Here is a 17,305-nt window from a genome sequence, read left to right on the forward strand (position 1 = left end):
CGGCCGGGCTCACCATCGACCAGTTCGCCCCGCGCCTGTCCTTCTTCTGGGCGGTGGGCATGAACTTCTTCATGGAAGTGGCCAAGATGCGCGCCGCGCGCCTGCTTTGGGCGAAGCTCGTGAAGGGCTTCAACCCGCAAAGCGAAAAGTCCCTGCCCCTGCGCACGCACTCGCAGACCTCGGGTTGGTCGCTGACGGCGCAGGACGTGTTCAACAACGTCACCCGCACCTGCATCGAGGCCATGGCGGCGACCCAAGGCCATACGCAGTCGTTGCATACCAACGCGCTGGACGAGGCGCTCGCGCTCCCGACCGACTTTTCGGCCCGTATCGCCCGCAACACGCAGCTCTTCCTGCAGCAGGAGAGCGGCACCACGCGCATCATCGACCCGTGGGGCGGCTCGTACTATGTGGAGCGGCTCACCTACGAGCTGGCGCAGAAGGCCTGGAGCCACATCCAGGAGGTCGAAGCCCTGGGCGGCATGGCGAAGGCCATCGAGGCGGGAATTCCGAAGCTGAAGATCGAGGAGGCGGCGGCCCGCACCCAGGCGCGCATCGATTCCGGACACCAGAAGATCATCGGCGTGAACGCCTTCCGCACCGATGACGAGGCGTCCATCGACATCCTCAAGGTCAACAACGCCGCCGTCCGCGCAAGCCAGATCGAGAAGCTCCAGCGCCTGAAGGCCGAGCGCAACCAGGCCGATGTGGAAGCGGCGCTTTCTGATCTCTCGAACGTGGCCGCGTCCGGCGAAGGCAACCTGCTCGATCTCGCCGTGAAGGCCGCCCGCGTCAAGGCGACAGTGGGCGAGATCTCCGACGCGCTGGAGAAGGTCTGGGGCCGTCACCGCGCCGAGATCAAGGCGATCTCGGGCGTTTACAAGCGGGAGGTCGGCATGGCGTCGCCAGCCGTGGAGAAGGTTCGCGCCCTGGTCGAGCAGTTCGAGCACGACGATGGCCGGCGCCCGCGCATTCTGGTGGCCAAGATGGGCCAGGACGGACACGACCGCGGCCAGAAGGTGATCGCCTCCGCGTTCGCCGATCTCGGCTTCGACGTGGATATCGGCCCGCTCTTCGCGACGCCCGCGGAGGCGGCCCGCCAGGCGATCGAAAACGACGTGCACATCATCGGCGTGTCGTCGTTGGCGGCCGGTCACCTGACCCTGGTGCCGGAGCTGAAGGGGGAACTCGCCAGGTACGGCCGCGACGACATCATGATCGTGGTGGGCGGCGTGATCCCGCCGCAGGACTTCGACGCCCTTCATCAGGCCGGAGCCTCGGCGATCTTCCCGCCCGGCACCGTCATCGCCGACGCGGCCGTGAACTTGATCCGTGAGCTGAGTGCCCGTTTAGAGTTCAAGGAGGAACCCATGCCACAGTGATGTGTATGGCTTAGGGAAAAGGCACACCGGCAGATCTTTGCTCTATCTGCGAATTACCGGACCAAGCTTACAGGTACGAGATTGGAGAAATCGTGATTGGGCGCGAGAACCATATCGCGATTGTCGTACCCGACATTGAGGCCAGCAGAGCGCGGAAGCCCAATATCGGAGCCTGCGGCTCACCTATCCTCTCCCCATCCAAAGGATTTCGATGCAAGTCTAATATAGCGTGAGGAAATTTTGCAATGAACGAGTTTTCGATGGGCAAAAAATTGCGAAATTTTTTGACTTTTGAAGATGCCAAGCGCACCTGTAGGATCCCAAGTCGTTATCGTTGACGTAATCTATAAGGTCGAGGTCGGGCTCGCGAAACTCTCTGCACAAAGAATTCTTGAATGAAGGATGATCCATGTTTCCGCAACGTCTGACCGAAGGCTACCGCGCATTCCTCAATGAACGCTTCCCGCGCGAGAAGAACCGCTTCGAGACCCTGGCCGAGAAGGGCCAGGCGCCCGAAGTGATGGTGATCGGCTGCTGCGACAGCCGCGTCTCCCCGGAGGTCATCTTCGACGCGAGCCCGGGCGAATTGTTCGTGGTGCGCAATGTGGCGAACCTGGTGCCGCCCTTCGAGACCGGGGGCGATTACCACAGCACCTCGGCGGCGCTCGAATTCGCCGTGCAGGCCCTGCGCGTGAAGCACATCGTGGTGCTGGGCCATGCCCGCTGCGGCGGCATCCGGGCCTTCGCGGACGAGACCGCCCCCCTGTCGCCGGGTGACTTCATCGGCCGCTGGATGAACCTGATCAAGCCCGCGGGCGAGCGGATCGGCCCGCGCGGGAACATAAATTTCGCCGACTATCTCACCCGTCTCGAACTGGCGGCCATTGAGAACAGCCTCAACAACCTAATGACCTTCCCCTGCATTCGCACCCTCGTGGAGCGCGGTAAGCTGGAACTCCACGGCGCTTACTTTGGCGTGGCGTCCGGTGTCCTGATGGTGCGTGACCCGGAGACTGGTGAGTATCGGTCTATGGTCGAGGACATGCCCCACCGGGTCTCGATGTTCTCCGCAACGGACGGAACTGCGATGGCACCGGCTTCGGCAAGAATGTCTTGGCTTTAGACTCAACGTAGTCGACGATGAGGCCACATTGGCGATAAGCCCTTAGGCCAACCTGTACATACGGGCATCTACAAATTGGAAGCCGAACTCACTTCTCGGCTATCATCTACAAGGAGAAGTCTTCCGTGGAAAATATCGGCGTGTTCAACAGCGCACAGGGCGCTGAGGCCTCCGGCCTCCGCAATCTCAAACGGGTCTACTGGAACCTCGAGGCGCCTGCTCTCTACGAGCAGTCCCTGACCCGGGGCGAGACCCGGCTCGTGCAGGGCGGGGCGCTCCTGGCCGACACCGGCGTGCATACGGGCCGCTCGCCCAAGGACAAGTTCGTGGTGCGCGACGAGACCACGGAAAGCACCGTCTGGTGGGACAACAACGGCGCCATCACGCCCGGCCATTTCGACACCCTGCTGGCCGACTTCCTGTCCCATGCGGAAGGCAAGGAGCTGTTCGCCCAGGATCTCTACGGCGGCGCCGATCCGGCCTATCGGGTCGAGGCCCGCGTGTTCACGGAATATGCCTGGCACTCGCTCTTCATCCGCAACCTGCTGATCCGTCCGGATCGCGGCGAGCTCGCCGATTACGTGCCCGGGCTGACGATCATCGACCTGCCGTCCTTCAAGGCGGACCCGGCCCGTCACGGCTGCCGCACGGAGACGGTCATCGCCTGCGACTTCAAGCGCAGGATCGTGCTCATCGGCGGCACGTCCTATGCGGGCGAGATGAAGAAGTCGGTCTTCACCTATCTCAACTACGTGCTGCCCGCCCAGAAGGTCATGCCCATGCATTGCTCGGCCAATGTGGGCGACCGGGGCGACGTGGCCGTGTTCTTCGGCCTCTCGGGCACCGGCAAGACAACGCTTTCGGCCGATCCGAACCGCATCCTGCTCGGCGACGACGAGCATGGCTGGGGCCCGAACGGCGTGTTCAACTTTGAGGGCGGCTGCTACGCCAAGACCATCCGTCTGTCCCGCGAGGCGGAGCCCGAGATCTTCGCCACCACCGAGCGTTTCGGCACGGTGCTGGAGAACGTGACGATCGACCCGATCACCCGCATTCCCGATTTCGACGACGCGTCGAAGACGGAAAACACGCGCTGCGCCTATCCCCTGGACTTCATTCCCAATGCGAGCGCCACAGGCCGCGCGGGCATCCCGAAGAACATCGTGATGCTCACCTGCGACGCTTTCGGCGTGCTGCCTCCCATCGCCAAGCTGACGCCGGCCGAGGCCATGTACCATTTCCTCTCCGGCTACACCGCCAAGGTGGCGGGCACGGAGAAGGGCGTGAAGGATCCGGAGGCGACCTTCTCGACCTGCTTCGGCGCGCCCTTCATGCCGCGTCATCCGTCTGAATACGGCAACCTGCTGCGCGATCTCATCGCCAAGCACTCGGTGGATTGCTGGCTCGTCAACACGGGTTGGACGGGCGGCAAGTACGGCGTCGGCCGGCGCATGCCGATCCGCGTCACCCGCCGCCTGCTCACCGCAGCCCTCGACGGTTCGCTCTCCCGGGCCGATTTCCGCCGCGATCCCTATTTCGGCTTCGCGGTTCCGACCTCGGTGCCCGGTGTCGAGCCGCACATCCTCTATCCGGTGAAGACCTGGCAGAACAAGGCGGAGTTCGCCGAGACCGCCAAGCGCCTGATCGACATGTTCAACGAGAACTTCAAGCGCTTCGAGGGCCATGTGGATTCCGACGTCCGCTCGGCCGCGCCGCAGACGTCGATCGCGGCCTGAATTATAGAGGTGGTTTGGGTGATTTTGAACTGTGCCGGAGCTTGGCTCGACTCTTTGACCCTGTCCATGACTGCCGGTGTTTCAACTTCACCCAAGCCGTCTCAGTAAGTTGGCTGTGTCATCACAGTCAGTCGATGTACATGCGCATAGTGTTTGAAGGCGGGGCCTGCAGCTCAATCGTCAACGTCTGCGGCTCTAACGCTCTATTCCAACTGTCCCGCTCCTCTCTGAAAAAGACAGTCCAATCCATACGGCGTCTGAATAGGGTCCGAGCAACGGATTTCCATCAAGCAAAAGGGCTTGGATCGCTTCAAGTTCTTCGCCAGCTTGGTCCTCGTGTCAGACTTATCGATGACCCGCCCTTTGGGAGGACCGAGACTGGAGTGAAGCGCCATACATGCCTAGCTGTGAGATCTGAGGAGGTTGTTCATCCCGTCTGAGGGCCTGAAGGTGGTCGTTGCGACACGATTGCCGATGGACCTGAGGAATGAACAACCTGCACCAGAATGCCCGTGCGACCCGGCTGGGTCGAGCGGAAATGATCCGCCGCATCCTTGAGGAGGGCCGGCCTCTTCGCGAAGTGGCCCAAGTCTTTGGCGTCAGCGAGCGCACCGCCCGCAAGTGGCTGGCCCGCTATCGGGCGGAAGGACCAGGCGGGTTGGACAACCGCTCGTCCTGCCCGAGAACCGTTGCCAATCGAACCGGTGAGTACTGGATCAGCGTGATTGAGATGCTCCGGCGGGAGTACCGGCTCACCGCCGAGGAGATCGCCGGCAAGCTGAAGCTGGCCCGCTCCACTGTCGCAGCCTGGCTCACCCGACGTGGGCTGGGCCGCTTGGCAGCGCTCCAGCCCAAGGAGCCACCCCGACGCTATCAGCGCCAGCATCCTGGCGAACTGATCCACCTGGACATCAAGAAGCTGGCCCGCTTCGAGCGTGTGGGGCATCGCATCACGGGTGACCGGCGCAACCCCAGCACTGGCGCAGGGTACGACTGCTTTCATGTAGCCATCGATGACGCCACTCGGCTGGCCTATGTCGAGGGGTTGCAGGATGAGACCCGCCGCTCGACTACGACCTTCCTGGTCAGAGCTCTGCGCTGGTTCAGAGCGCGCGGGATCCAGGTTGAGCGGGTGATGACGGATAACGGGTCAGGGTACGTCGCGCGGCTGTTCCGCAAAGTCCTGAGGATGCTCGGGATCCGGCACATCCGCACCCGTCCTTACACGCCCAAGACGAATGGCAAGGCCGAGCGCTTTATCCAGACGCTCCTGCGCAAATGGGCCCATACGATCCCATTCAGTTCATCGGACACTCGGGCCGCTGACCTGCCGCGGTGGCTGACCTGGTACAATCAGCAGCGCCCGCATGGTAGTCTTGCCCGACGAACACCAGCTCAGACCCTCGCCGGAACAACCTGATCAGAACTCACAGAAATCGAAACCGGGAACCTTGTCCGTCGGGGAATCATATCGAAGTCTACCACTCGGAGAGAGGGTACGGGACCTATTCTGTCGAGAGCATCCAACGGCATGGCAGCACCGTTAAACTGGAAGTTTATGACTACCAGACTGGAGAGTACCAAACGTTCGAGATGGAAGACTAACCCTGTAGCTTAAGCTCGGCGTGGGAGGCTATCCCGGTCTTCCCAGGCCCTCGATTGAGGCAACTCAGCTCCGCCCATCTACGTTGTCTGGGACGTGTGCCGACTGGAGGGCTTTATGACTCACAAGGATCGCGTTGCGCTCTATAGCTGGATTGGAAAAGTTCTGGCGTCGTCCGCCATTATCGGCGGAGCCGCTTCTTCGGCCTTTGTGGTCTCAGAACCTAACTGTGGCTCAGAGGTAGGCTAAATCCGTACAGCCCGATCCACCATTCCCCGCCTGTCGCTGAGGCTGGTGGAAATGCGGCTATGCTTGGATGCTGGCCAAGCCTGAACGAGCCTACATGGAGGCACACGATGGATAAGACTCGAAAGGTTGCCGACGCTGTCCTTGCGGAGTTGGAGACGCGGCAAGGCTTCCGTGAGTGGTGGGCCAGTGTCGATCCGGAGACGCAGAACCAAATCCTGGAAGCAGTTGGAACCGCCGCTATCGAGGCCGTCGAGAACAGCGAATAGGGACGCTCAGCGTGGGGGCATATCAAGGAGCGGTTAAGCCTTAATCGAGCCCCACCGTCTTGAGCGTGCTGTCCTCGACCACCAGGACTATCGGTTGCTCTGCCTCAAGCTCCTTTAGGGTCAGATCTCGCCAGTAGCGGAGCTCGGCCGTATCCCTGCCGACCTGTTCCTCTGCGATGATAGCTTCCCAGGCAAGCCCTTGCTCGTTGGCGAGCTCGCAAGCGCGGGCCGTGATTTCCTCCTCCGTGAACCGAGGCGTGCTCATGAGGATCTCCCTATCGCGGATGGGATGATGCCAAGCAAGTGTGACGGGATGGTGATGGCCCACCGTCGCCGGCTACGATGGCCGGGCCGTCGGAATGTTGTCTCCTGGCAGTTCGGGCGGCTCTCGCGGCAAGTCAGGCCCGTCGCTGGGATTAGGATCCTCCTCCAAGGAACCTTCTAACGGCTATGTCTGTTGACATGTAGCGAACAGGTGTGTATTTATACACACCATGGACAGCCGGGATATTATAGCGGCGCTTGAGGCGGATGGCTGGCAAAGAGTGGCCCAAAAGGGCAGCCACGTACAATTCAAGCACCCTACAAAGCCTGGTCGTGTGACAGTCCCACATCCGAAACGTGACATCCCAGTAGGAACGCTCCGGAGCATAGAAAGGCAAGCGGGGCTAAAATTGAGGTGAACTATGCGTCGTCACTACATCGCTCTGATCCATAAGGAAGAAGGTAGCGACTACGGCGTGTCATTTCCTGATTTGTCGGGTTGCGTTACCGCTGGAACAACCCTTGATGAGGCGCGATCCTTTGCCGAAGAGGCATTGGCACTGCACCTTGAAGGATTGGCGGAAGATGGTGAGGCTATTCCAGAGCCATCCTCCCTAGAGGCTATTATGTGCGACCCCGAAAACCGGGAGGGCGTTGCCATTCTAGTTGCAGCTCCGCAAAACTCAGCCAAGACGGTTCGTGTGAACATCACCATGCCCGAAGATGTCTTGGAACAAGTTGACCGCTATGCAGAAAGCCACGGCTATAACCGCTCTGGCTTACTTACACAGGCGGCCAAGCGGATGATGGAAATGGAAGCAGCCTAGTATTCCGACTATCCGGCAAAATGAACCCGCTGGCGCGAGCCAGCGGGTTCATTTTGCCCTTGATGTTTTGGGCATATCTGCGGCGCGCTTTAGTACTGCAGCTGGGCATTGTGCGTTGTCTTAGACACGGAGGTGTCGCGCCATGATGCACGCAAGCGAGGCCCATCGCTGGGCCGATCGGTTGGACGATCTGTGCCCCGCATTGAGCCACGACGGCGGGCCCGGGCCTACTTGCAGGGTCTGCTCGCGCCGCTGGAGCGCATGAACGGTTGGCACCTGGCCGAAGCCGCCGGCGATCCCAACCCCGATGGCGTGCAGGATTTCCCCGCCCGCATGCACTGGGATGCCGACGCCGTGCTCGAAGACCTGCGCCTATGTGGTCGAGCATTTCGGTGATCCTGACGCCGTGCTGGTGCTCGACGAGACCGGCTTCATCAAGAAAGGCAACGCCATTCGCGAGCAGGCGCAGGAGCAAGACGTCTGGGCCAACATCCCGCCCAAGAGCAACCGCAAGGGTTCGTTTGTCTTCAGTGCGTTCCTGTACCGCTACAGAAATCTGGTGGAGCGCTTCTTCAACAAGCTCAAACAATTCCGCGGCATTGCCACGCGGTACGACAAGAACCCGGACAACTTACTAGCCGCTATCAAGCTGATCTCAGCTCGCATCTGGATCCGCAGTTATGAGCCCGCTGCCTAGATGTCAGGCATGATTGAACCCACGCTGCATCCGATCCGCATGATGTGCGCTGCACGATCGTATCCGACAGCTTACCCATGACCCTTTGAACCGAGCATGAACTTGACGATCTCGTCTCATCATTGCCTCTTGATAGGCGGTAAGGGCTTTCTGTATCAACACCAAGGTGACGCGATCATACCGTTGAGGCCATCGCAGCTTGCACCATTTCGTTCACCATTGGAGAAGGCTGTTCTCTGAGCCGACGCTGTTCGATCTGACAAACCCCTCGCATGCCAAGGCTGCTTGTCAGGAACGCCTCGTCGGCGTCCAGAATGTCCTCGGCTGAGAGCCGCATCTCAACTGCGCCTAAGTCCAACATGGCCGCACGCATGACACCCGGAAGCGCTCCATCGCCGAGCGGAGGGGTCATGATCTGTCTACCCCGAACGAGAAACAGGTTAGCCGCCGTTGCCTCAGCGAGCAATCCTGCCGTGTTACAAAGAATCGCATCATCTGCTCCTCGCGCGGCGGCCTCACGCCGCGCGAGGACATTATCGAGACAGTTGAGGCTCTTAACACCTGCGAGAGGAGAATACTCGTTGCGGCGGGTGCACCTTGCCAGAACGCAACGCGCAGACGCCAGATGTGGGGCAAGGGGATACGCAGTGATCAGGATCGTCGGCTGTGGATCAGCAGGTGGAAGGATGCCCCGCGGGCCACTCCCGCGCGTGATGGTGAGGCGCAGAGACCCATCTGACAAGCTATTTGCGTCGAGTAAGGCTTGGAAAGCAGCGGTAAAATTAATCGGTGGCAGGGCGAGCCCGATCACCCGGGCGCCAGCATGAAGCCGCGCGAGATGCGCAACAAGCCTGCGCGGTTGGCCGGCCTGAACCAGGATGGTCTCAAACAATCCGTCACCGAGCATCAGTCCGCGGTCCGTCGGTACAATTCGTGCCGTTTCGACGGAGCACAGGGTGCCATTGAGCCAGACCTTCATGCTGCCCTGCCCGCGACAGCCTGGAGGAGCGGCCGGAGTTTGACCATGGCTTCCTTGAACTCTAACTCCGGACACGAATCGGCGGTAATCCCACCACCGGCCTGTGCCAGGATGGTGTCCCCTGCGCAGGTGAGGGTCCGGATGGCGATATTGCTGTCCATTGCACCGTCGAACCCAATCCACGCAATGCTCCCGCAATAGACGCCTCGAGGGGCCGACTCCAGTTCGGCAATGATCTCCATAGCGCGGATCTTTGGAGCTCCGGTGATCGACCCTCCTGGAAAGCTCGCCCGCAGGAGATCGACCAGCCCGAATTCAGGTCTGAGCTTCCCTTGCACAGCGGAGACGAGATGATGGACCGAAGCGAAAGTCTCGAGACCGCAGAGCTGCGGGACATGAATGCTGCCCAAGGTACAGACCCGGCCAAGATCATTCCGCATCAGATCAACGATCATTGTGTTTTCGGCGCGATCCTTTGCACTGTGAGTGAGCTCAAGGGCAAGCGCGGCATCACGGGTCGGATTGGGATCGCGCCTCCGGGTGCCCTTAATCGGACGGGTCTCCACGTGTCCGTCTGGGTCCAATTGGAGAAAGCGCTCCGGCGAGGCACTCGCTACACTCAATCCTGGACCACAGCGGAGAAAGGCCGCGAACGGTGACGGACTAAGGGCACGCAGCCTTCGGTAGAGCATAAAGTCATTGAGACCCTTTGGCCGTGAGGCACGATAGCGCTGGGTCAGATTGGCTTGGAAAATGTCGCCGGCGCGAATGTAGTCGATTACTTTGCTGATCGAAGCCTCAACCGTGTCGCGCGCTTGCTCATACTGCCATGTCGCGAGAGGCGACCAGTCGAGAGAGGGAATCTCTTGAGAACTGGCCTCCATCCGGGCTGCGACGGCTTTTCCCCGCTCCTCAGCACGCTGGCGCCTCGCGGCCTCAGATTTCTCAGGAACCCCGCTACTCACAACCCATGACTGACGGGTTCTGAGGTCGAACGCGACAATCACGTCGTAAAGACCTAACACCATTTCCGGAAGGTTAAGATGATCGACCGCCGGTTCGGGTAACGCTTCCAAATGGCGGCCCAGGCCATAGCCGAAAAATCCGACAGCGCCGGTGCCAAAGGGGACTGGGATCTCCCCCGCCGGGAGACGGTGAGCCGCAAGCTCGCGCTCCAGAACCGTGAAGGGATCTCCGCGGACCGGGACGCCATTGATCGTGGCCTCATCGTGCGCTGCAATGACGCGGAATGGTTCCACGGCAATATAAGCATAACGGCTTCGTTCGTCATTGGTGGAAGCGCTGTCGAGGAGCGCCGCATAGGGATCAAACGCGAATGCCTGAAATGTCACAAGTGGATCGCGAAACGGTAGTGGGAGAACGAACAGCGACATCTCTAAATGGATCCATCACATTCTTGAAGGGATTGTCTTGAGCTAATTAGCACGAGCTTCCCGGCAGATCGTTTCTGGCACCGGACCTCAGAAAATATTCATTGAGAACTTCGCCCTGTGCCCACAAAGTATTAACCGCGTTTAACGGGACCACGTGACGTTGAGAGACTGACGCAGGAACGTAAGGAGCCTCATTAACTGCGATGCATAAGCGCTCATCCGAAACAATCTCCAACCAGTGGAGGTGAGGTACACCTTCCATTCCTCTGGCAAACACAATCGCTGCTGCCCCACCAATGGAGCGCCTCGCAGGGGCGTATCAACAGCATTCACGAGAGGCAAATTACGGATGGCTGCGGGAGCCGCGCCGGATGAAATCCTCCAGAAGTGCCGCGACCAGACGATCAGATACCACCGCCTTTTTGGGCGAAGTTATCGAGGATTGCAAGCATGGGAGGTGTCCTCCAGAAGCCAAGATCCTGGGCAGTGTTTCCGCGATTGGCTGGATCCCAAACAATGCCTTGGTCACACTGATCGGTCCACCTTACTCCACAACGTGCTGCCTCAGGGTAAGTCCAAGCCAAGATCAAGGATCGGCGCGCTATGTGTGATCCAGCCGGTCGAGATCAGATCCACGCCTGAGGCTGCGATGGCAGGTACCGTCGCAACCGTAACCCGGCCGGAGGCCTCCGTGATGGCTCGCCCATTCACGCGCCGAACGGCCTCGACCAGGGTGTCTGGGCTCATGTTGTCGAGCAGAATGGCTTCAGCTCCAACCTCCAGCACCTCATCCAGCTGATCGAGAGTATCGACCTCGATCTCGATCTTGACGAGGTGACCCACACTTGCGCGCGCGCGCTCCAGCGCCGGCCGGACGCCTCCGACAAGGGCAATGTGGTTGTCCTTGATCAGAACGGCATCATCGAGCCCAAAGCGATGGTTGGCGCCTCCACCCGCCCGGACGGCATGCTTCTCGAGCGAGCGCAGTCCCGGGGTGGTCTTGCGTGTGCAGACGATCCGGGAATACCCGTGAGGCCGGACAGCGTCAACGAGAGCCGCAGTCGCTGTTGCGATCCCCGAGAGCCGGCAGAGCAGATTGAGCGCCACACGTTCCGCCGAGAGAATGCTCCGGGCCGGTCCATTTACCCGCAGAACAGCGTCTCCCCGTTCCACATGGCTGCCATCGGGGCGGTCCAAGGTGACCGTGACCGCACGGTCAATTAAGGTGAATGCCAGAAGCGCTGCATCGATGCCGGCGACCACCCCGGGTTCACGCGCCACAATAGCCCCGTGCAATCTCGCGTCGGCGGGAATGACGGCATCGGTCGTGATGTCGCCGGCCCGGCCCAGATCTTCGAGCAGTGCTGCGCGCACGATCGGCTCCACCAGCAAGCGCGATAGCGGGGCGAGGGCGTTCTGTGTGACAAGGAACGGCTTCATACGACTCTCCTAGCAGGTGCGGCTGGTTCGTTGCCGGTTTGGGCTGTGATGTGCAATGCCTGATCGAGGGTGGCCTCGGTATGCTGTTCCGGAAGCAGGTGAGGGTGATCGAGCCGCTGATGGGCGCCTCGGCTCTCGCTTCGGCTGTATGCGGCTATGGCGATCATCAGGCTGATCAGGGCGGCGTCGCGCTCACCCGTTGTACGCGCCACGTGAACCAGTGCTCGGAGGTGGCAGATCGCCCCTCTCAACCCTGCCGCATCGCGAAGCACGCCAACCTGACCGTCCATCCACGACCGGATCTGTGGGAGACGCGGACATGCCTGATCACCAGAGCCGGACGGTTGCAGAGCAAGAGGAGGTGAGGGCGACTGGCTGGCGGGCGAGCCACATGTTGCCCCCTTGATGTCATCAGCAATCCATTCGGCATAAGCCAGGGCCTCTAGGAGCGAGTTGCTCGCCAGCCGGTTCGCCCCATGGAGGCCGGTTGACGCAACCTCGCCGCACGCCCAGAGCCCTTCAACCGCGCTGCGACCCCAATGGCCCACTTTGATCCCGCCCATGTGGTAATGGGCGGCGGGGCGCACGGGGATCGGATTGGCAACCGGATCAAGACCAGCGGCGCGGCACAGTGCCGTCACGCCTGGGAACCTGCAGGTGATCCGCTCCCCAAGCACCTGGCGCGTGTCGAGGAACACGCGCTCACCGGCACAGATCTGGGCGAAGATCGCCCGGGCGACCACGTCGCGCGGTGCCAGCTCCGCCCCGGGAATGTCCTGCATGAAGCGCTCCCCGCGGCTGTTGACGAGCACCGCCCCTTCGCCGCGCAGCGCCTCGGTGGCCAGCGGCATCGGATCAAGACCGGCCGCAATGGCTGTCGGATGGAACTGAACGAACTCGAGATCGCGCAGCACCGCGCCCGCACGGGCTGCGAGCGCCAGTCCGCCGCCAATCGCACTCAAGGGGTTGGTGGTGTGCGCGTAAAGACCTCCGACCCCGCCTGTCGCCAATACCACGGCCCGGCCCGGGATTAGGATGGGCTCATCCCTGCCTTCGAGGCCTCCCGTGGTGCAGAACACCCCGGTCACCTGACCGTTGGCATCGAGCGCCAGTTCAGTCACCCGATGACCCTCCCGGACCTCGATCCATGGGGTTTTCCTAACAACCTGGATGAGGGCCTCGAAAGCGCTTTTGCCGGTTTTGTCGCCCTCCGCATGAACGATCCGCCGACGGGAATGGGCGGCTTCCAGCCCCAGGATCAGATCCTCACCCGACGCGGTTCGATCAAATGAGGTACCCTGAGCCATCAGCCACTCGATACAGGCGGGCGCGGCGGCGGCCACCCGAGCGGCAACATCAGGATCGCTCAGACCGGCTCCCGCCCAACAGGTGTCGGCGGCGTGCAGGGCAGGGTGGTCATCGGTTCCGAGGGCTGCGGCTATCCCACCCTGCGCCAGAGGCGTGGAGGCCTGCTGCCCCAAGGGGGAGGCGACGATCAAGGTCACGGGCAGCGGTGTTAGGTGCAGGGCGGTTGCGAGCCCTGCGATGCCGCCGCCCACGACCACCACACGGTCGCGCGGATGGATGGTTTTCATGCTCGGCCCTCAGCGAACAGCGAGCATGCGCTCGACCGCCAGCCGGGCTCGCTCGGCCACTGCCGGATCGATCGTGACTTCGTGCCGGCGCTGCTCAAGAGCCTGATGAATCTTGGGCAGGGTGATGCGCTTCATGTGCGGGCACAGATTGCAGGGCCGCACAAACTCGACCTCGGGATACAGAGCCGCCACGTTGTCGCTCATCGAGCACTCGGTCACGAGGGCGACCCGGGCCGGGCGCTTCTCGCCGACGAAGTCAGCCATCCCGGCGGTCGATCCGGCATAGTCCGCCTCGGCAATGACCTCCGGCGGCGCCTCCGGATGGGCCAGCACCACGACATCTGGGTAGCTTTCGCGCACGGCTCGGATGTCCTCAGGGGTGAAGCGCTCGTGGACCTCGCAGTGCCCTGCCCATGTGATGATCTCAATCCCGGGCACTTGGGCGGCCGTGTTCTGGGCCAGGAACTCGTCCGGCAGCATGATCACTCGATCAACGCCGAGGGACTCAATGACCTTCTTGGCATTGCCTGAGGTACAGCAGATGTCCGACTCGGCCTTCACGGCGGCAGACGTGTTCACATAGGTGACCACGGGCACGCCCGGATACCGCGCCCGCAGCTGACGCACATCCTCGGCCGTGATCGACTCAGCGAGTGAACATCCGGCCTCGGCGTCCGGGATGAGCACCGTCTTGTCGGGGTTCAGGAGTTTGGCGGTTTCCGCCATGAAATGCACGCCAGCGAGCACGATCACGTCAGCGTCCGTGTTCACCGCCTCACGAGCCAGAGCCAGGCTGTCGCCGACGATGTCGGCCACCGTATGGAAGATCTCTGGTGTCTGATAGTTGTGGGCCAGAATGACCGCGTTATGCTGACGCTTGAGCGCCAAGATGGCCTCAATGTCACTGGCGAACACGGGCCATTCCAGGGCCGGGACATGGTTTCGGACACGCGCGTAGAGCTCAGGCAGGGGCAGGGATACGGACGCAAACGAAGCAGCACTGGCCATGGCAGCCTCCTATGCTCGCTGTGAGCATTAGTGGGTCACATTAATACTCATACTGAGCATTACTGATGCGTAAGAAAACCGGCTTTGTAGCCAGCGCATGACTTATGCTAGGCGCGAGTATAAGTCATCGTCAACCCACAATCTGCGGCAACAGTGCTTCATCTTAGGCGGGGCAGGCGTACGCCGGGCGCCGGACGCTCTACCAGCACCTCTCGCCGGAAGCGCACCAGCCGGGCCGGGCGCCCACCTGTCTCGGCCGAAATCTCGCCTGTTTCCTCCACCAGCCCCTGCATCTCGATCAGGCGGCGGAAGTTCTGCTTGTGCAGCCGGACACCGGACAATGCCTCCACCGTCTTCTGAAGGTCGAGCAGGGTGAAGGAGGCCGGCATGAGCTCGAAGATGACGGGCCGGTACTTGATCTTGCCGCGCAGGCGGCCGATGGCCGTGGCCAGGATCCGCCGATGGTCGAGCGCCATCCACTGTCCAGGTGCGAACCGCATCTTGGCGGAGCCAGATGGCTGTGCGTCGCGGAAGGCCTCAGCTACCAGACCCGCCTCGAACAGGAGTTCATACCGCTCCAGCACCCGTTCATCGGTCCATGTCCCGGATTCAAAGCCAAATGTGAGTTCGATCCGTTCCTCACGAAAGGTTCTGAGAGCCTTCCCACCCGAACGGGCCCACGCCTCCAGGGCTGGTTCGATGACCTTGAGCGCCTGTGGACGACCCTCACGCCAGTCCTCCCACGGAAGATAGTTGTACCAATTGCGCCAGGCGGCATGGACCAGCCCGGCCGGCCGCGCCTCCCGCACGAGGGCGAGATAGGCAATCGATAGGGCATGCCCGGTCCCGGGCACATCGGCTTCGGTCCGGTCGCGGTCGCCAAAGGTATAGAGCTGCTCGACGTAGCCGAGTGTCAACTGTGTCTGCTCGGCCACCCACGTCCGCAAGCCCATTTCCAGGGTGCGATGCTGCGATTGCAACGGCCCGGACGGCAGCCCCTCCAGCTGGTCGACCCGGACGGCGAGGACCCGCGGCTCGTCCGGCGTGGCCGCCATGATCACGGCGCTGAGATCGACGGTCGGGGCAAGATAACGCTGCTTGAGGGTCTTAGGGCGCCGGGTGGTCGGGGCAGAAGGCATGGAAACTCAAAAGCTACAGGGTCTGGGTCAGAATGGTGGAAGTCTTTGTGCCTCCTGTCGAGGGCTTTATTACAGAGGCAAGACTAAGGACCTAGATAAAGGCTGTTTTGCTGGGTACCGCCCAAAAATCGAATCTGCCATGGAAGCCCATCGGCACGATCGGGTGCCCAGCTGGGCAGTATGCCCGCCCGGCCATCCATTGCTCCTCACCTGATCTTTTGAATTGTGCCCTGATGAAGCGACTTGTCTCTCACCGGCCGCAGGCCATCGATCTCTGGCTGACGGCCACGGCAGCATCGGCCGCGCTTGCAGTGATCACTTTGTGCGCCCAACTGCCGTAAGTAGGCTTCTCGATAGCCACAGAAATCTAAGCGTCGTCGATCCAGCTGTTGATAGCTCGCGCAGGCATGGAACTCTCCTGATCCCTCATCGTGTTGCTCTCTGGTTCCTGGACCGGATGTCGGAACCATGCCTGAGATCAGCGAACCGTCCCCGCGCACCCAAACGACATTGTTCAAGCTCCAAGCGCGACAATGCCGCTTCATTGTCTCGGACGAGCACTCCAAGGCGATCTTCTGTGGAAGTGAGACACAGGAGGGCTCAAGCTGGTGTCCTTGGCACCGGCGCCTGGTCTACGTGCGGACACCCATGACCGGAGCCGATGCCGGGAAACGTCGTTCCTGAGATCTTGGAATTCACCCCGTCAGGAGGTGAGTGCTTCAGAAGCCTTTGTTTGCCGACTGACCCACCTTTACCCGCATAAATGTACTTGGAACGCCCATGATCATCTCATAGCTGCAATTTTGTTTCGCGCGAACTCAGCCTTGATCATGCGTTACACGCATAAGGCCTTTGATGAAATTTCATACTAATATTCGCCACGTTTTGGTAACAGGCTTTCGAACCGTCGCATCTCTACCCTGCGGCGTCGTTCCCTTCAGAGGGAGATGTCCTCTGCACCTCCGGTCGCTGGCAACAGCGGCCTTTTTCTTGAGCACAGGATTAACGCCAAGGGGTCCTTATGGCGGGCAAGACCATCACCCGGGCTGATCTGACAGAGGCCGTCTCCAACACAGGTGGCCTTTCCCGAGCGGAGGCGGCGGACCTGGTCGAGCAGGTTCTTGGGGCGATGAGCGAAGCTCTTGTCACGGGCGAGATCGTGAAACTGTCAGGCTTTGGCGTCTTCACCGTTCGCCACAAGACCGAGCGCCTCGGCCGCAATCCCAAGACAGGGACCGTGGTCCCCATCGAGCCCCGCCGGTCGCTGACCTTCAGCGCATCGCAGCTTCTGAAGTCCCGCATCAACGGCACCATGCCGGAGCCCCGCTCAAGGCGGCGGCGTCAAGGCCCCCTTGTGTCGGCTCCAGTGGCAACGGAATGAGACCTATGCCTGACTTTTACCGGATTAAGCGCCTCCCTCCTTATGTGTTCGAGCAGGTCAACCGCATCAAGGCCGCAGCCCGGGCCAACGGCGCCGACATCATCGACCTCGGGATGGGCAATCCGGACCTTCAGGCTCCCCAGCACGTGATCGACAAGCTCGTCGAGACCGTGGGCAAGCCGCGCACCGACCGCTACTCGGCGTCGAAGGGCATCGGCGGCC

The 17,305-nt window shown here is 61.4% G+C and carries 17 protein-coding genes and 3 pseudogenes; 13 read left to right on the plus strand and 7 right to left on the minus strand.

The window, feature by feature from the left end:
* The 6 genes from OCW50_RS31170 to OCW50_RS31190 form a co-directional block, all read left to right on the plus strand.
* Positions 1 to 1,382, plus strand: a 1,382-nt coding sequence (locus OCW50_RS31170; RefSeq protein WP_262273573.1) for a methylmalonyl-CoA mutase family protein, incomplete at its 5' end; no start/stop codon positions are given.
* A gap of 409 nt (positions 1,383 to 1,791) precedes the next feature.
* Positions 1,792 to 2,505 carry a carbonic anhydrase gene (locus tag OCW50_RS31175; protein ID WP_262266283.1) on the plus strand — a complete coding sequence of 238 codons (714 nt, stop codon included), beginning with the start codon at positions 1,792 to 1,794 and terminating at the stop codon, positions 2,503 to 2,505.
* 125 nt (positions 2,506 to 2,630) lie between these two features.
* Positions 2,631 to 4,241 (plus strand): phosphoenolpyruvate carboxykinase, encoded by a 1,611-nt coding sequence (locus OCW50_RS31180; protein WP_262300227.1) that lies wholly within the window; start codon positions 2,631 to 2,633, stop codon positions 4,239 to 4,241.
* A gap of 487 nt (positions 4,242 to 4,728) precedes the next feature.
* Positions 4,729 to 5,661 carry an IS481 family transposase gene (locus OCW50_RS31185; RefSeq protein ID WP_210805689.1) on the plus strand — a complete coding sequence of 311 codons (933 nt, stop codon included), beginning with the start codon at positions 4,729 to 4,731 and terminating at the stop codon, positions 5,659 to 5,661.
* 50 nt (positions 5,662 to 5,711) lie between these two features.
* Positions 5,712 to 5,846 carry a DUF5334 family protein gene (locus OCW50_RS33595; protein WP_371823110.1) on the plus strand — a complete coding sequence of 45 codons (135 nt, stop codon included), beginning with the start codon at positions 5,712 to 5,714 and terminating at the stop codon, positions 5,844 to 5,846.
* A 354-nt stretch (positions 5,847 to 6,200) separates the two neighbouring features.
* A complete protein-coding gene (locus tag OCW50_RS31190; protein ID WP_162820807.1) occupies positions 6,201 to 6,359 on the plus strand; it encodes a hypothetical protein in 159 nt (52 codons plus the stop codon).
* Positions 6,360 to 6,399: 40 nt separating this feature from the next.
* Here OCW50_RS31190 and OCW50_RS31195 read toward each other — a convergent pair whose 3' ends face one another.
* A complete protein-coding gene (locus tag OCW50_RS31195; protein WP_210805691.1) occupies positions 6,400 to 6,624 on the minus strand; it encodes a hypothetical protein in 225 nt (74 codons plus the stop codon).
* A 229-nt stretch (positions 6,625 to 6,853) separates the two neighbouring features.
* Here OCW50_RS31195 and OCW50_RS31200 point away from each other — a divergent pair, with 229 nt between their 5' ends.
* From OCW50_RS31200 to OCW50_RS31215, 4 genes and pseudogenes are all read left to right on the plus strand, one after another.
* Positions 6,854 to 7,042: a type II toxin-antitoxin system HicA family toxin gene (locus OCW50_RS31200; RefSeq protein WP_114948554.1), complete on the plus strand. Its 189-nt coding sequence runs from the start codon at positions 6,854 to 6,856 to the stop codon at positions 7,040 to 7,042.
* 3 nt (positions 7,043 to 7,045) lie between these two features.
* The gene (locus tag OCW50_RS31205; protein ID WP_114948553.1) at positions 7,046 to 7,450 is read left to right on the plus strand and encodes a type II toxin-antitoxin system HicB family antitoxin; all 405 of its coding nucleotides are present in this window, start codon (positions 7,046 to 7,048) and stop codon (positions 7,448 to 7,450) included.
* Positions 7,451 to 7,595: 145 nt separating this feature from the next.
* Positions 7,596 to 7,895: pseudogene (locus tag OCW50_RS31210) on the plus strand (transposase); the annotation flags it as partial.
* Positions 7,893 to 8,147: pseudogene (locus tag OCW50_RS31215) on the plus strand (IS5/IS1182 family transposase); the annotation flags it as partial. The pseudogenes OCW50_RS31210 and OCW50_RS31215, both read left to right, overlap by 3 nt.
* Positions 8,148 to 8,322: 175 nt before the next feature.
* On the opposite strand, the gene OCW50_RS31220 reads toward OCW50_RS31215, so the two are convergent.
* The 6 genes from OCW50_RS31220 to OCW50_RS31245 form a co-directional block, all read right to left on the minus strand.
* Complete coding sequence (locus OCW50_RS31220; protein WP_210805693.1) at positions 8,323 to 9,126, minus strand: aminotransferase class IV; 804 nt, start codon at positions 9,124 to 9,126, stop codon at positions 8,323 to 8,325.
* Positions 9,123 to 10,520 carry an aminodeoxychorismate synthase component I gene (gene pabB / locus OCW50_RS31225; protein ID WP_114948551.1) on the minus strand — a complete coding sequence of 466 codons (1,398 nt, stop codon included), beginning with the start codon at positions 10,518 to 10,520 and terminating at the stop codon, positions 9,123 to 9,125. Before pabB ends, OCW50_RS31220 begins: the two co-directional genes overlap by 4 nt.
* Positions 10,521 to 11,084: 564 nt before the next feature.
* Positions 11,085 to 11,960, minus strand: a complete 876-nt coding sequence (gene nadC / locus OCW50_RS31230) for a carboxylating nicotinate-nucleotide diphosphorylase (protein ID WP_210805695.1) — start codon at positions 11,958 to 11,960, stop codon at positions 11,085 to 11,087.
* Positions 11,957 to 13,555 (minus strand): L-aspartate oxidase, encoded by a 1,599-nt coding sequence (locus OCW50_RS31235; RefSeq protein WP_262273571.1) that lies wholly within the window; start codon positions 13,553 to 13,555, stop codon positions 11,957 to 11,959. The genes nadC and OCW50_RS31235 overlap by 4 nt, the downstream gene beginning before the upstream one ends.
* Before the next feature lie 9 nt (positions 13,556 to 13,564).
* The gene (nadA, locus tag OCW50_RS31240) at positions 13,565 to 14,563 is read right to left on the minus strand and encodes a quinolinate synthase NadA (protein ID WP_210805699.1); all 999 of its coding nucleotides are present in this window, start codon (positions 14,561 to 14,563) and stop codon (positions 13,565 to 13,567) included.
* 158 nt (positions 14,564 to 14,721) lie between these two features.
* Positions 14,722 to 15,702, minus strand: a complete 981-nt coding sequence (locus OCW50_RS31245) for an NUDIX hydrolase (RefSeq protein WP_210805701.1) — start codon at positions 15,700 to 15,702, stop codon at positions 14,722 to 14,724.
* 468 nt (positions 15,703 to 16,170) lie between these two features.
* Here OCW50_RS31245 and OCW50_RS33600 point away from each other — a divergent pair, with 468 nt between their 5' ends.
* The 3 genes and pseudogenes from OCW50_RS33600 to OCW50_RS31255 all read left to right on the plus strand — a co-directional run.
* Positions 16,171 to 16,386, plus strand: a complete 216-nt coding sequence (locus OCW50_RS33600; protein WP_210804857.1) for a GcrA family cell cycle regulator — start codon at positions 16,171 to 16,173, stop codon at positions 16,384 to 16,386.
* 337 nt (positions 16,387 to 16,723) lie between these two features.
* Entirely contained in the window at positions 16,724 to 17,083 is a 360-nt protein-coding gene (locus tag OCW50_RS31250) for an integration host factor subunit alpha (protein ID WP_262300228.1), read from the plus strand.
* 5 nt (positions 17,084 to 17,088) lie between these two features.
* Positions 17,089 to 17,305: pseudogene (locus tag OCW50_RS31255) on the plus strand (aminotransferase); the annotation flags it as partial.

Origin of the sequence: Microvirga sesbaniae, from assembly GCF_025460805.1 — a bacterium.
GTDB lineage: Bacteria > Pseudomonadota > Alphaproteobacteria > Rhizobiales > Beijerinckiaceae > Microvirga > Microvirga sesbaniae.

What these genes read in the sequence shown, in the direction of transcription:
- OCW50_RS31175 (WP_262266283.1), top strand. Translation starts at nt 1,792, where the DNA reads ATGTTTCCGCAACGTCTGACCGAAGGCTACCGCGCATTCCTCAATGAA.
- OCW50_RS31185 (WP_210805689.1), top strand. Translation starts at nt 4,729, where the DNA reads ATGAACAACCTGCACCAGAATGCCCGTGCGACCCGGCTGGGTCGAGCG.
- OCW50_RS31190 (WP_162820807.1), top strand. Translation starts at nt 6,201, where the DNA reads ATGGATAAGACTCGAAAGGTTGCCGACGCTGTCCTTGCGGAGTTGGAG.
- OCW50_RS31195 (WP_210805691.1), bottom strand. Translation starts at nt 6,624, where the DNA reads ATGAGCACGCCTCGGTTCACGGAGGAGGAAATCACGGCCCGCGCTTGC.
- OCW50_RS31200 (WP_114948554.1), top strand. Translation starts at nt 6,854, where the DNA reads ATGGACAGCCGGGATATTATAGCGGCGCTTGAGGCGGATGGCTGGCAA.
- OCW50_RS31205 (WP_114948553.1), top strand. Translation starts at nt 7,046, where the DNA reads ATGCGTCGTCACTACATCGCTCTGATCCATAAGGAAGAAGGTAGCGAC.
- OCW50_RS31220 (WP_210805693.1), bottom strand. Translation starts at nt 9,126, where the DNA reads ATGAAGGTCTGGCTCAATGGCACCCTGTGCTCCGTCGAAACGGCACGA.
- pabB (WP_114948551.1), bottom strand. Translation starts at nt 10,520, where the DNA reads ATGTCGCTGTTCGTTCTCCCACTACCGTTTCGCGATCCACTTGTGACA.
- nadC (WP_210805695.1), bottom strand. Translation starts at nt 11,960, where the DNA reads ATGAAGCCGTTCCTTGTCACACAGAACGCCCTCGCCCCGCTATCGCGC.
- OCW50_RS31235 (WP_262273571.1), bottom strand. Translation starts at nt 13,555, where the DNA reads ATGAAAACCATCCATCCGCGCGACCGTGTGGTGGTCGTGGGCGGCGGC.
- nadA (WP_210805699.1), bottom strand. Translation starts at nt 14,563, where the DNA reads ATGGCCAGTGCTGCTTCGTTTGCGTCCGTATCCCTGCCCCTGCCTGAG.
- OCW50_RS31245 (WP_210805701.1), bottom strand. Translation starts at nt 15,702, where the DNA reads ATGCCTTCTGCCCCGACCACCCGGCGCCCTAAGACCCTCAAGCAGCGT.
- OCW50_RS33600 (WP_210804857.1), top strand. Translation starts at nt 16,171, where the DNA reads ATGCCTGAGATCAGCGAACCGTCCCCGCGCACCCAAACGACATTGTTC.
- OCW50_RS31250 (WP_262300228.1), top strand. Translation starts at nt 16,724, where the DNA reads ATGGCGGGCAAGACCATCACCCGGGCTGATCTGACAGAGGCCGTCTCC.